General features: G+C 65.7%; 11 protein-coding genes. 4 read left to right on the top strand and 7 right to left on the bottom strand.

The annotated features are described in order from the left end of the window. Window positions 1-115: 115 nt before the first annotated feature. Complete coding sequence (locus tag BLEFHOIH_RS05645; RefSeq protein ID WP_125461596.1) at window positions 116-1462, bottom strand: hypothetical protein; 1347 nt, start codon at window positions 1460-1462, stop codon at window positions 116-118. Between the two features lie 443 nt (window positions 1463-1905). On the opposite strand from BLEFHOIH_RS05645, the gene BLEFHOIH_RS05635 reads away from it, so the two are divergent. Beyond that, on the top strand, window positions 1906-2535 hold the full coding sequence (locus tag BLEFHOIH_RS05635) for a GNAT family N-acetyltransferase (protein WP_245296880.1): 630 nt from the start codon (window positions 1906-1908) through the stop codon (window positions 2533-2535). Window positions 2536-2633: 98 nt separating this feature from the next. Here BLEFHOIH_RS05635 and BLEFHOIH_RS05630 read toward each other — a convergent pair whose 3' ends face one another. Further along, window positions 2634-3686 carry an SCO family protein gene (locus tag BLEFHOIH_RS05630; RefSeq protein WP_170937017.1) on the bottom strand — a complete coding sequence of 351 codons (1053 nt, stop codon included), beginning with the start codon at window positions 3684-3686 and terminating at the stop codon, window positions 2634-2636. Window positions 3687-3875: 189 nt separating this feature from the next. Next, the gene (locus tag BLEFHOIH_RS05625) at window positions 3876-6290 is read right to left on the bottom strand and encodes a multicopper oxidase domain-containing protein (protein WP_245296879.1); all 2415 of its coding nucleotides are present in this window, start codon (window positions 6288-6290) and stop codon (window positions 3876-3878) included. Between the two features lie 663 nt (window positions 6291-6953). On the opposite strand from BLEFHOIH_RS05625, the gene BLEFHOIH_RS05620 reads away from it, so the two are divergent. Next, entirely contained in the window at window positions 6954-7637 is a 684-nt protein-coding gene (locus BLEFHOIH_RS05620; protein ID WP_088343543.1) for a response regulator transcription factor, read from the top strand. Beyond that, window positions 7638-9026: a HAMP domain-containing sensor histidine kinase gene (locus BLEFHOIH_RS05615; RefSeq protein ID WP_088343542.1), complete on the top strand. Its 1389-nt coding sequence runs from the start codon at window positions 7638-7640 to the stop codon at window positions 9024-9026. Window positions 9027-9201: 175 nt separating this feature from the next. Here BLEFHOIH_RS05615 and hisI read toward each other — a convergent pair whose 3' ends face one another. Further along, a complete protein-coding gene (gene hisI, locus BLEFHOIH_RS05610) occupies window positions 9202-9615 on the bottom strand; it encodes a phosphoribosyl-AMP cyclohydrolase (RefSeq protein ID WP_088343541.1) in 414 nt (137 codons plus the stop codon). A gap of 45 nt (window positions 9616-9660) precedes the next feature. Next, window positions 9661-10326 carry a GTP cyclohydrolase I FolE gene (gene folE / locus BLEFHOIH_RS05605; RefSeq protein ID WP_088343540.1) on the bottom strand — a complete coding sequence of 222 codons (666 nt, stop codon included), beginning with the start codon at window positions 10324-10326 and terminating at the stop codon, window positions 9661-9663. A 257-nt stretch (window positions 10327-10583) separates the two neighbouring features. Here folE and BLEFHOIH_RS05600 point away from each other — a divergent pair, with 257 nt between their 5' ends. Continuing rightward, window positions 10584-11045, top strand: a complete 462-nt coding sequence (locus BLEFHOIH_RS05600; RefSeq protein ID WP_088343539.1) for an iron-sulfur cluster assembly scaffold protein — start codon at window positions 10584-10586, stop codon at window positions 11043-11045. A 165-nt stretch (window positions 11046-11210) separates the two neighbouring features. Here BLEFHOIH_RS05600 and BLEFHOIH_RS05595 read toward each other — a convergent pair whose 3' ends face one another. Next, window positions 11211-11924, bottom strand: a complete 714-nt coding sequence (locus BLEFHOIH_RS05595) for a CbtA family protein (RefSeq protein ID WP_088343538.1) — start codon at window positions 11922-11924, stop codon at window positions 11211-11213. Window positions 11925-11936: 12 nt separating this feature from the next. Beyond that, a complete protein-coding gene (locus BLEFHOIH_RS05590) occupies window positions 11937-12140 on the bottom strand; it encodes a CbtB domain-containing protein (RefSeq protein WP_088343537.1) in 204 nt (67 codons plus the stop codon). Window positions 12141-12173 lie beyond the last annotated feature (33 nt).

The following is a 12173-nucleotide window of genomic DNA, read 5'->3' as shown; positions in this document are numbered from 1 at the left end:
CCGGCGGCGATGCCAGGGGCAGGGGCATAAGGGCGGTTCCGATGCCGCCGAAGCCGGAGCCGCCGTTCACACTTTGGAAATAGGTTCGGGGAACGGCCGCGGCGTCAGGCGCGCTCTACCAGGCGCATTCGCCGTGGCTCCAGACGGTCGAGCACAAGGCCAGCGTTTGCAGCAATTGCGCGGTCGGGATGCCGGAGAGGTAGAGCGCGCCCCAGATGCCGACAAACACCCCGATGGAGATCAGCAGAGCCGGCGCATACCACAGCCGCGAAAGGTAGACGGCGTTCGAGATCTCGCGGATTTCATCGACGCTCGGCCGCACTTCGGGATGGTCCGAGATCGCCTCCACGGCGCGCTCGGCGCCGGGCGTCAGGGGCGCGGCGAGCGAGACGAGGCCCATGGTCAGCATGGCGATGGTCGGCACCAAGGGCGTCAGCAGCATGCCGGTCACGAACAGCCCTTCGTTCCACGGCGATTTCACCGCCTGCGCCGCGACCGGGCGCCAGTCAAAACTGTCGCGGCCGAAGACCGACAGGAACACATCCGCCAGCTCCAGCCCGATCGGCAGCAATATGGCGAGCGATGCCACCAGCAGGATCGAGGCGGTGACATCGGCGATCAGCACGCCCGCGACGATGGCGGCGCCGGTCGCCCCCGGATAGGCGCGCGCCATGATCGAGAGGTGAAAGCGCGTCACCGCCCAGGACACCCAGTCCATCATGGCGTTCATCACCGGCAGGATGACGAAGAACAGGAGGAGGAAGAAGGCGAATTGCTTGGCCATGGTCAGTGCGATCACCGTCACCAGCACCAGCGCGATCAGGAAGGCCCAGATGCCGGCAAAGGCGAAGGCGATGGCGAAGGCGAGCGCGAAGGCGAAGCCGCCGAGAATGGCGAAGGCGACCGTGCCGACATCGGAGAGGTTGCCGGCAAGGCTCGAGGCGACCGCGAAGGCGATGGCGAAGGCGAAGACCACGGCGAAGGCGCCGAGCAGGATGCGGGCGATCAGCTCGGCCAGCTCGCTGTCGCCGCCGATCGAGCGCCACATCCGGCGGGCGAACCAATAGACCAGCCGGAACAGCCAGCGCACCGCCATCGACACCATCACCACGCCGAACAGGAAGAGCAGCAGCGCGCCGAAGCTGATCTGGCCGTGCTTATAGCCGTAAAGCACTGTCGCCAGCAGGAACAGGGCGACGGGAAAGACGAAGGCGATGGCGACGCAGCGCTCAAAGGATTGCCCGCTCCAGCGCGGCCCGAACCAGGTGCCGAGCCATTCGGCGAAGCGCTGGTTGGCGTCGAGAAAGCGCACGAACGGGCCTTCCGCGCCGAGCCGGGCGCGCAGGTCGAGACGATCGGTAGAATTGTCCAATTGCTCGGCGACGCTGCTCGGAGGGAAGGGCAGCAGCCACAGCAGAATCGTCGTCAGCAGGATGAGCAGCGCGGCGATCGACCCCGTCACGCCCCAACCCTGCCACGAGATCAACTCGAGACCAGACCCCGCCGGACCCATTTTAACGCTACCCCCCACCCGTAACTCGGAGCGCATCCTGCAAAAGACGGACCGAAGTTGCAAGCTCGGTCTTGCCCTCCGGGCGAATTGGCGCGGCGGCGCCGGGATGCGGTTGCGGGCCGGCCGGGGCGGGGCGGATTTCCCCGGAGGAGCAAGGCGTTAGCGGATGGCGCGTCCGATCCGGGTTGCGCGCCGGATTGGCTGCCGAAGGGCCGCGATGGCAGGCATGGCGGCGCCGATTTCGGCGGCGATGGGGGCAGGGGGCAACACATTTTCGCCATGCGTAAGGCAGCCCGCGAACGCGCCCTTCCGGCGGCTCGGCTCCGCACCGCGCTGTTGCCTGAGCGGCGGCATGGATTAGACTGGCGGCGCATTCGAAGCAAGGAGACGCCATGACCGTTCGAGAGCCGAGCCATGCCAAGGCGGGCGCGATGACATTGCGGGTCGAGCCACGCAGCGGCGAGGCATTGCGCGCCGTGCTGCCGCAACTGGCGCAGCTTCGCATCGAGGTGTTCCGCGACTGGCCCTATCTCTATGAGGGCACGCTGGACTACGAGGCGCGCTATCTCGGCAAGTTCCTGGAGGCGCCGGACCATGTCGCCATCTGCGCGTTCGACGGCGACGCGCTGGTCGGAGCCTCGACCGCCGCGCCGATGAAGCACCAGCATGAGGAGTTCACCGAGCCCTTCCGGCGCATCGGAGCCGATATCGCCGACATCGTCTATTTCGGCGAGTCGATATTGCTGCGCGACTATCGCGGGCGCGGTCTCGGGCACGCCTTCTTCGACGGGCGTGAAGCCCATGCCGCCGCCCTCGGTTACGGCAAAACGGCTTTTTGCGGCGTCATGCGCCCGGCGGACCACGCGCTGCGCCCGGCCGACTATCGCCCGCTCGACGAATTCTGGACGAAGCGCGGTTACCGTCCGCTGGACGGCGTCATCGCGCATTTTGCGTGGCAGGACGTCGATCAGCCGGCCGAGACGGAAAAGCCGATGCAGTTCTGGGGGCGCGGCTTTTTATAGGTCGCCGTTACGGGTCCGCCCCGGCCGTCGGAGCCGGGGCCGGCTGGCCTCACCTCTTGCCGCAGCGCCAGGGATTTACAGCGACGCCGATTCGCGAATTAGCCTGGACCGTCATGGGCACCGGGGCCGGCCTTGCCGTCGATCTCCTTGCGGTCATGCGCCTGCGAGCGGACCTCGATATATTGCAGCAGGTCGGTGACGTCGTCCGGCGTCAGGCTGAGATTGGGCATCTTGATGTTGTTGTACTGCGCCAGCAGCTCCATCGTGATCGGGTCCTTCTGCTCGCGCATCTCGACCGGGTGCAGCAGGAAGCGCGACAGCCAGGCCCGCTCGCGGCGCTTGGTGAGGTCTTTCAGATCGGGGCCGATGGCGTTGCCGTCGCCGATCGAATGGCAGATGGCGCAGCCTCGCATGTAGAGCGCCTCGCCGGCCTGGCGGTCGAGGCGCAAGCCTTTGTCGGTCGGCGCCTGATTGGCCGGCAGGGCGGTGCGCTTGGTCTGGAAATAGACCGGATCGAGCTGGCGGATTTCCTCGACGGCGACGTCATATTCCTCGAATACCGAGGAGCGCGACCACTCGCCGGTCTCGTCATTGCCGAGCACCAGGTCGTTGCGGTGCTCGAACAGTTCGCGGCTGCGCTCGCCGAGGCGCCAGCGGATCTTTTCGATATCGCCCGGATTGCCGGTGATGAACAGCCAGCCGCCGCCCGCGCCGAACGCATCGGCATAGGCGTTCAGCACTTCGGGCGTGTCGTGCTCCGGGTCCATGGTGATGGAATAGATGAAGAAATCGCGCCCGACGAGGTCGCCGAGGCGCTGGCGGAGCTGCGCCATGCGCGCGGTCTGCAGCGGGCAGATGTCGTTGCAATTGGTGTAGATGAAGTTGATGACGACCTTCTTGCCCTTGAGCAGGCCCTCGTAGAAGGGAACGGTCTTGCCCTCATGGGTGGTGACCATGACGTCGGTAAAATATTTCGGCGAGAAGCGCGAGTTCTGCGGCGCGGCGGCGGCGGTCTGGGAGGCTGCCATCAGCGCGAGGATGGCGAGGATCGGCAATGCGCGGCCGAGACGATGGACGAGGCCGCGCCAACGCAATTTGGCGTGACTTAACGTGGCGCGTTTCCGGCTGGTCACTCGTCGCTGTCCGAACATATGCATCCCCTTGATCTTCGAAATCCCCGCGCAGGCGGGGATCCAGTACGCCGCAGCATAAGCGGTTGAGCAGAAAGCCAATTTCGAGTTTGTGAATACTGGATCCCCGCCTGCGCGGAGATCTCGTCTGGTGTGTCTAGGGCAAGGATCCTCCTCGCCCCAGACGCTTCTCAGTCGGGAAGCGCCGGCTCAGCCTTTGCCTTTGCCACCGCCGCCACCGCTATTGTCGGTGACCTTCTGGAAGGTGGCGCTGCGCGGATCGCCTTCCGGCAGGATTTCCGGCGTCAGGAACGTCACCCCATCGGGCGTCGGGTTCGGCGTCAGGCTGACGCCGACGAACGGGTCGCCGCTGCCATTGTCCGCCTTCAGCACCTGGTAGCGCATGAGCAGAGCGAAATCCTCATGCACGGTGTTGTGGCAGTGGGTGACATAGGCGCCGCCGAACTCGCTGAAGCGGGTCTGGAAGGTCACCGAACCGGCGGCGCCGAGACGCCAGACGTCCTTGCGCGCCAGTTTCTCGAGCGGCCCGAGCGTGAGCGGCCCCGTCCGGGCGAAGGTGACGCTCTCCTCGAAATGCAGATGGATCGGGTGATCCCAGCCGCCGCCGCCGTTCTTCAAGGTGATGTGCTCGACATCGCCCGGCTTCGGGAACAGCAGCGAAACGCGGTTGGCGTTCATGTAATGCGCCGTCTGGCCCTCGACCTTGATCGTCCAGGGCATGCTTTCATTGCCGCCGCAATCGGGCGTGCAGCCGTCGAAGGGAGCGCCGGAGCGCCCGAACTCCAAGAGGCGCGTGCGGGTCGGCTCGACGAGCGGGATCTGCTCGGTGAGCGTCAGCGGCACTTGGCTGCGGTCGTTCATGTTCTGCGTCGTCCAGATGAAGCCGGGCTGATCGACGCTCTCGACGGATTGCGAAACGAGGAACTGCATCACCGGGCCGACCGCCGGGTCGTTCGACTTGCCGGCCAGCGCGTCCTTGAGGCTGATCGGGCCTTTCGGTCCGCGCCCGTCCTGATGCTCTTCCAGATTGACCAGATGCAGCTTGTCGCCGATCCGGAATTTCGAGAAGTCGACGATGATGTCGAACCGCTCGGCGGTGCCCTGCTCGATGAGCTGGGAGACCGTCACCGGATGCACCAGCAAATTGCCGTCATTGGCGATCACCTGGATCGGCACCGCCGAGCCGGTCGGGCCGGACAGCGCCAGGCAGATGAAGCGCGACATGCCTGCCGACAAGAGGCGGAAGCGGTATTTGCGCGGCAAGACCTTCATCACCGGCGCATAGGTGGAGTTCACCAGGATGCGGTCGCCGAGGAAGCCGTCCGTGTCGAAGATGTCGAAGAAAAGCTGGCCCTGCTGGTCGAGCGCGAAGTCGGAGATGATCAGGTTGACGTCGAAATCGACATTGCCCCAGGGCAGCAGCGAGCCGCTCGGAAGCCGCAGGTTAAGGCCGTCATTCTTCAGCTCATGGCCGCGGTCGCGCGCACCGTAATAGTTCAGCATGCCGAGATGGCCCTTATAGACGTTCTCGGCCGTGAAGAAGAAACGGTGATCGTGGTGCCACAAAGTGTGCTGCGATTCCCGGTAATCGCCGGCGACGGGGACGGTGGCCTCGCCATACTCATCGATACCCCAGGAGCGGCGGTCGGCCGCGTCGGTGTTGATGGTGTCGTGGCGGGCGAGGCAGGTGCCCCAGTGATAGTCGTAGAATTGGCCGGGGAAGAAATGCGCGTTCTGGGCGCCGTCGCTGCCGGAGCCATTATGCGCATTGTGGTTGTGCGACGCGAATTCGTTGCGGCCAAAACCGTAATTCTCCGCCCGGTCGACCGGCACGCTGTTGTAGATGCGGGTCAAGACCGGCGAGCCGTAGCGGACCTTGGTCAGGGGCGGCGGCAGCGAGCCCTTCGTGCCAAGGCCGCCGAAGCCGAACGACCAGATGGCGTTGGGTTCCGCATAGGGGAACTTGTCGTGGAAGCTGAGGCCCGGCCCGACCTGGCCGATCGAGAGCACATGGCCGTCCACCGGCAAAAACTCGTCCCAGCGCTGATGCGCGAAATAGGGCCCCGGCGGGCGTCCCTCGACCGGACCGCGCTTGGTGAGCGGATTGACGAAGGGATTGGTGAAGCCGAGATTCTGCGCCGCCGTGAATTCCTCGTGCCAAGAATTCTGCTTGCCGTTGAGGAACTGGTTCGCGGCGGTCGGCCAGACCACCTCGGTCTTGCCGTTCACATTGATCGAGGTAAGCGGATAGGTCGGCGTGACCGGCAGCCGGCGAAATTCCTGGGTGAAGCGCTGGGCGCCGAAAAGCGGGCTCGGCGGCGTGCCGACCGGGATGGCGCCATAGGCGCTGCGGGCGAACGGGCTGAGCCCGTTTTTCAGCGCCAGCGTTCCGGCGACGGTGAAGATGCCCATTTTCAGCAGATCGCGCTTGGTCACCTCGCCAAGGCTGAGCGCGCGAACGATCTCCGCTCTGTTATCGCGGGATTTCTGCGCCTCCCTCAATCGGTTTTTGGGAGCAGATCGTTTTAGATACATCGTGATCTCCGTCAGGAGGTTGCGCTGACCGTTGAGACTGATGATGGCGAGTGCGCCTTTCGCCGCCATGCGGGTGCAACCCGCGAGCGCACGCCGAGCCGGAGGTCTGGTGACGGCTCGGCATGCGCTGGGTTGAGGCCGGGCGGCGCCGCCAAGTCCGAACGCCGCCCTGACCTGTTCTCAAATCGCTCTCAGCCGGCCCGGAAAATGCCGGGCGTCCCCGCGGCTCGCGGCGGCTGGAATTCTGCTGTTGCCTATTGATTCCGAATGATTTTGCCCAAAGCCAATGCCCCCCACCTTCCAACTGCCCCTCAGTATTCGGCCAAGAACTGACAAAGTCCTGACACATTCGGGAGGGCCCGGAGGCCGGTTTTGCGCCTCGGGAAGCCTAAGGTCGCAGCAGTCTCGAAATGCCTGCGAGGCGTTGGGCGGGGGGAATTCGCCAAGTGCGATAATGCCGGAGGCGGCCGCGCGGAAGCCGTCCGGCGGTCGTCGAGCGGTTACCGCGCGGCGGGGGCACAGACCATCGGCTGCGAGGTATGAGACCTCAGTCGGATGCGCGGACCGGGTATCAGACAGTCGGCCGCCAGCCATGAGACCTCTGTCGGGTGGCCGAATGGGACGTTTCTACGTTTTTCAATTGAGGCAAGTGAAGCACCAATTGAGTGTGGTTCCGCCCGGGCTGACACCGATCCCCGCGAAGGCCACAGGCTTCAATTCTCGTGAGTAGACATGCTGGGTTCACGCGCATTGCTTGTCGAAGATCACGCGCGGATGGCTCGCCTTTTGGCGGACTATCTGGGCGATGCCGGATTTTGCGTGACGGCCACGCGCAGCGCCGAGGAGTTCGGGCAGTTCGCCTCGGTCGGCAGTTTCGATTTCTACATCATCGATCTCGGCCTGCCGGACGGCGACGGCATCGATCTGGTCCGCAACCGCCGCGCCGCCAGCGATGCGACGCCCATCCTCATCATCACCGCCCGCGTCTCGCTCGACGACCGCATCCGGGCCTTCGACGTCGGCGCGGACGATTGCCTCGTCAAACCCTTCCATGCCAGCGAGCTGATCGCGCGGGCCCGCGCCATCCTGCGCCGGCCGCGCGCGCTGGAGCATGCAGAGATTTCCGCCGGCGCCCTCGCCATCGATTGCTCGACCGGGGATGTGCGCGCCCACGGCGTGCAACTGAAGCTGCGCCGCGTCGAGCAGCGCCTGCTCTCGGTGCTGGCGCGCAAGCTCGGCAATGTGGTGTCGAAGGAGACGCTGGAATCCGCCCTCTATGATTTCAGCAAGGAGGTGACGCCGAACGCCATCGAGCAGGGCATTTCGCGGCTGCGCTCGGAATTGCGCCGCGCCGACACCGGCATGACGATCCGGACGGTGTGGGGCGCCGGCTACGCGTTGGAGGAAGCGGGCTGAATGTTGCCGGCGCGCGCGGCCAGTGTCCGGAGAAGTCTGGCGGCGGCCATCGGCCTGCGGTTGGCGGCGGTGTTCGGGCTCATCATCGCCGTGCAGGTCGGCGCCTGCCTCTACGAAAATCTCGGCGACCATGCGTTTTTCGCGCGCAACTATGTCGATATCGAAGTGCGCACGGTCGGCGCCCTGCTGCATCGGGGACCGGGCGGCGCCCTGGTGCTGGATGAAGCCCGCATCCCGGCCTATTACGCCGAGAGCGCCGCGCCCCGCTACGCGTTCCGCATCATCGACCCGTTCGGGCGGCGGATCGGCGAGCGCAACGGGCAGATCCTGTCCAACCTCATGCCGCCGCCGGCGCGGATTTCGGCGGCGCCCTTCAACTGGTTCCGCATCGCCGAAGGCGGCGAGGAATTCCACATCGCCGGCGGCGCGCCCTGGCCGTCGGGCGGTCAGGTGGTCTGGGTGGAGGTCGCGACCCTCGGCGACCCGGAATGGCGCCGGCTCTGGGTGCTGCTCGTGGAACTCGCCAAGGATGTCTGGATCCCGATCCTGCCCATCGTCCTCGTCGCCTTCCCGGTCGCCATCCTGACGGTGCGCCAGTCGCTGAAGCCCTTGCAGGTGGCGGCGGATCAGGCCCAGGCGATCGATGCGAGGGCCGGCAGCTTCCAGATCGACGACCGCAACGTGCCCTATGAAACCGCCTGTTTCGTCGCCGCCATCAACCGGCTGCTCGGCACCTATCAGGACCTGCTGGTGACCCAGCAGCGGCTGATCCTGCACGCCTCGCACGAGCTGCGCACGCCATTGGCGCTGATGCTGCTCGAGCTCGGCCGCATGCCCGGCGAGGGCGCGCGGCGGCTCGAGCGCGACGTCGCCGGCATGGCCGATCTGGTCAACCGCACCTTGCAGCTCGGCCGCATCGAGGCCATGCGCACCCCCTGCCGCGAGGAGGTCGATCTGGTCCAGGCCGCCGACGACGCGGTCCACAGCCTCAGGCCGCTGATCGGCCAGCGCGGCTGCGAAGTCGAGATCGCGGTCAGGGGCGAGGAGCGCTTCATGGGCGACCTGACCTCGATCCGCGAGGCGACCCGCAATCTCATCGAAAACGCCATCAAGCACACGCCGGCCGGCACGCGCATCCTGATCACCTGCGGCCCCGGCTTCCTGCTCAGAGTGGAGGATAGCGGCGGCGGCGTGCCGCTCTCGCCGCCCGATGCATTGTTCGAGCCGTTCCGCAAAGGCTCCGCGTCCGGCGACGGCGTCGGGCTAGGGCTCGCGATCGTGAAGAAGACGGTCGAGCTGCATAAGGGTCGCATCAACGCCGGCAGGTCCACGCTCGGCGGGGCGTGTTTCGAAATCGAGTTTCCTTGCGCGGCGAAGGCCGGGGCTTAGGCGGGAAGAGGCAAAGTGGGCCCGGTTGGTCGGTCGCTTTTCGAAATCCCCGCGAAGGCGGGGATCCAGTAATCAAAAACTCGAGAATCGCATTCCGCTCAACCACGCTGCGGCGTACTGGCCCCGCCTTCGTGGGATTTCGTTTAGGAGTGCCGGCTGCGGCCCGCGCGGTCGCTCAATCCAGAAAGCTGAGCTGCCGTCCCTCGGTCTTTGCGCGGCCCAGCTCGACGCGGCGATAAAAGCAGGACTTCCGGCCCGTATGGCAGGCGGCGCCGCCGCCGGTGAGTTCGACGCGCAGCAGCAGGCAATCCTGGTCGCAATCGGTGCGCATCTCGACGACGCGCAGCACGTTGCCGCTGCTTTCGCCCTTGCGCCAGAGCGCGCCGCGCGACCGGCTCCAGAAATGCGCCTCGCCGGTCTCCAGCGTGCGGGCCAGCGCGTCGGCGTTCATATAGGCGAACATCAGCACATCGCCGCTCGACGCCTCGGCGACGATGGCCGCGAGCAGCCCGTTGCCGTCGAAGCGGGGGGTGAAATCGGTGCCGCTTTCCAGCGCCAGCTTGGATGGCGCGTCGGTCGGGGCGCTCATGGCGTGCCTGCCTTCTTCTCTATATCTTGGGAGCGGGCCGCCGCCTCAGCCGGCTTGGATGCGCGGGCCCTGGATCATCATCATGAAACGGTCGCGGTAATCGGCATTCTCGGCGAACACGCCGGTGAAGCGCGTGGTGATGGTCGAGGCGTTGGATTTATGCACACCGCGCGTGGTCATGCATTGATGCAGCGCATCGATCAGGATGGCGACGCCGCGCGGCTTGAGCGCATTCTCGATGGCCTCGGCGATCTGCGCCGTCATGGTCTCCTGCGTCTGCAGCCGCTTGGCGAAAATATCGATGACGCGGGCAAGCTTCGAAATGCCGACCACGCGCTTCTGCGGCAGATAGGCGACATGGGCAACGCCGAGAATGGGCAGCATATGGTGCTCGCAATGCGATTCCAGCCGGATGTCGCGCACCATGACCAGATCGTCATAGCCATGCACCTCCTCGAAAGTGCGGGAGAGCACCTCGATCGGGTCCTGCGCATAGCCGGAGAAGAATTCGGCATAGGAGTCGACGACGCGGCGCGGCGTGTCGCGCAGACCCTCGCGGTCGGGATGGTCGCCGGAATAGCGGATGAGAGTGCGCACGGCCGCCTCGGCTTCGGCACGCGTCGGCGGCGCGTCCTGGTCCTCAGGCCGTTTGGCGGCGGTTTTGACGACGCGGCCGTTCCCTGCCTGGACCTCATTGGAGACTGCACTCATGAGATTGCCCTTATCATTATCGTTCGCGCGGCGATGCCTGCGCCCTGAGAGATTCTGAGAGACGTCTCCTCCGGATGCCCGACTGCCTGTCCGATCAAATTCGCGGCATCCGGTCGCCGGTCCTATTTACCGCGCCCTGTCAGCCGCTTACATGCCCAGATACGTCTTTTCGCCCCGCTGCGGTTGCATGCAGCGCCCCATGATATAATCTTACCTCAATGCTGCTTCAAGCAAACGCTGGACCCTTGGTTTCACGCATGGTCAATCTTGACGATCTTTATAACGGACGCATTCTCGAACTCGCAGCGAACATTCCGCGCACGCAGCGCCTTGCCGCACCCGGCGCCACCGCCCGCGCGCATTCGAAACTGTGCGGGTCGCGGATTACCGTCGATCTTAGCATGGATGGCGAGGTGGTGACGGATTATGGCCAGGACGTCAAAGCCTGCCTGCTCGGCCAGAGCTCGGCTTCGGTGATGGGGTCGCATATTATCGGCGCGACGGCGTCCGAGCTGCGCGAAATCGGGGCGCAGATGCGGCGGATGCTGAAAGAGGGCGGCGAGCCGCCATCGGGCAAATGGGCGGATCTGGCCATGCTCGAGCCGGTGAAGGATTATAAGGCGCGGCACGCCTCCACACTGCTGGTCTTCGACGCCGTCGAAGACGCGATCGCCCAGATCGAAGCCTCGCGCGCACCCGTCCGCCAGCCGGCGGAATAGGCGTCAACGCCGATCATTGGCGAGGCCCTATGAGCTCTATGCCGTCGCCCCGGCGGTCAGGAGCCGGGGCCTGCTCGCCTCTCCACTTGCCGCAGTGTTTGCTGATCCGGGATTGGGTCCCGGCTCACCGCTTCGCGGTGTCCGGGACGACGATCGGTGGCAGGCTCACCTGCGCTCGGCCAGACTGCGCTCGGCGAGGACGCCGAACAGCAGGCCCAGCGTCGACCAGAGCAGGAACTGGATGCCGAGCACGGCCACCCGGAACTGCCACAGCACATCGGCGGAGAAATTTTCCGGCACTTCGTTGATCGGCGGCAGCGCGAAATGGGCGACGCCGACAATGGCGAGGAACAGCCCTCCCGCCAGCATGGAGGCGTTCCAGCCGCCCCATTGCGACCAGTATCGCCGCGCCGTCAGCACCGCCAGCACCAGCGCCAGCAGAGAAATGATCAGCATCACCATGAACAGCTCCGTCCGCGCGCCGATGGTCTCGGGGTCGCCGACGGCGGGCGGATTGGCCGGGTATTTCATCAGCGGCACGAGCGCGATCGCGATGAAGGCGCCGAGCGCGAGCAGGGCAGCGGTCGAGCGCGCCCTAAGCGGCCCCAGGCGGCCGTAGACGAAGGCGAAAACCAGCGAGAACAGCCCGCCGACCGACGCGCAGAACACCACCAGCGCGGTGGCAAGGCCGATGCCGGCCTGTGTGGTGCGGCTGACCAGCTCCTCCCCGGGCGCTTCGCCCTTGGCCTGGCTCGTCTGCTCCTCGAAGGCGATGGCGCGGTCGACGGCCGGCTCGCCGTAAAGGCGCGCGAAACCGAAGGCGATGAGACCGGCGACGACGCCGGCGATCATGCCGCGCAGCAGAAGCTTTCCGACCATGGGCGCGGCTCCTTAATGGCAGGGGAAGCCGAGCAGATGACGCCCGTCATGCACGAATTCATGCACATAGCCGCCTGACACGATCGAGGTCGCGCCCTCCTCGGCGCCGACGAAATAGATCGCCAGCATCAGCAGCAGGCCGCCGAAAATCGCCCATGGCAAGATTTCCCCGACCGAAATCGGCCGGAGGTCGTCCGTAAATGTAATGTCAGACATCGATAAAGGCCTCCAGGGATAGCGCGTCCCAAC

This window comes from Rhodomicrobium sp. R_RK_3, from assembly GCF_002198715.1.
Taxonomy (GTDB): Bacteria; Pseudomonadota; Alphaproteobacteria; order Rhizobiales; family Rhodomicrobiaceae; genus R-RK-3.
The sequence above is the reverse complement of the archived record's forward strand: the minus strand, read 5'-3'. Positions and strand labels throughout refer to the sequence as shown.

What these genes read in the sequence shown, in the direction of transcription:
- BLEFHOIH_RS05635 (WP_245296880.1), top strand. Translation starts at nt 1,906, where the DNA reads ATGACCGTTCGAGAGCCGAGCCATGCCAAGGCGGGCGCGATGACATTG.
- BLEFHOIH_RS05630 (WP_170937017.1), bottom strand. Translation starts at nt 3,686, where the DNA reads ATGTTCGGACAGCGACGAGTGACCAGCCGGAAACGCGCCACGTTAAGT.
- BLEFHOIH_RS05625 (WP_245296879.1), bottom strand. Translation starts at nt 6,290, where the DNA reads ATGGCGGCGAAAGGCGCACTCGCCATCATCAGTCTCAACGGTCAGCGC.
- BLEFHOIH_RS05620 (WP_088343543.1), top strand. Translation starts at nt 6,954, where the DNA reads ATGCTGGGTTCACGCGCATTGCTTGTCGAAGATCACGCGCGGATGGCT.
- BLEFHOIH_RS05615 (WP_088343542.1), top strand. Translation starts at nt 7,638, where the DNA reads ATGTTGCCGGCGCGCGCGGCCAGTGTCCGGAGAAGTCTGGCGGCGGCC.
- hisI (WP_088343541.1), bottom strand. Translation starts at nt 9,615, where the DNA reads ATGAGCGCCCCGACCGACGCGCCATCCAAGCTGGCGCTGGAAAGCGGC.
- folE (WP_088343540.1), bottom strand. Translation starts at nt 10,326, where the DNA reads ATGAGTGCAGTCTCCAATGAGGTCCAGGCAGGGAACGGCCGCGTCGTC.
- BLEFHOIH_RS05600 (WP_088343539.1), top strand. Translation starts at nt 10,584, where the DNA reads ATGGTCAATCTTGACGATCTTTATAACGGACGCATTCTCGAACTCGCA.
- BLEFHOIH_RS05595 (WP_088343538.1), bottom strand. Translation starts at nt 11,924, where the DNA reads ATGGTCGGAAAGCTTCTGCTGCGCGGCATGATCGCCGGCGTCGTCGCC.
- BLEFHOIH_RS05590 (WP_088343537.1), bottom strand. Translation starts at nt 12,140, where the DNA reads ATGTCTGACATTACATTTACGGACGACCTCCGGCCGATTTCGGTCGGG.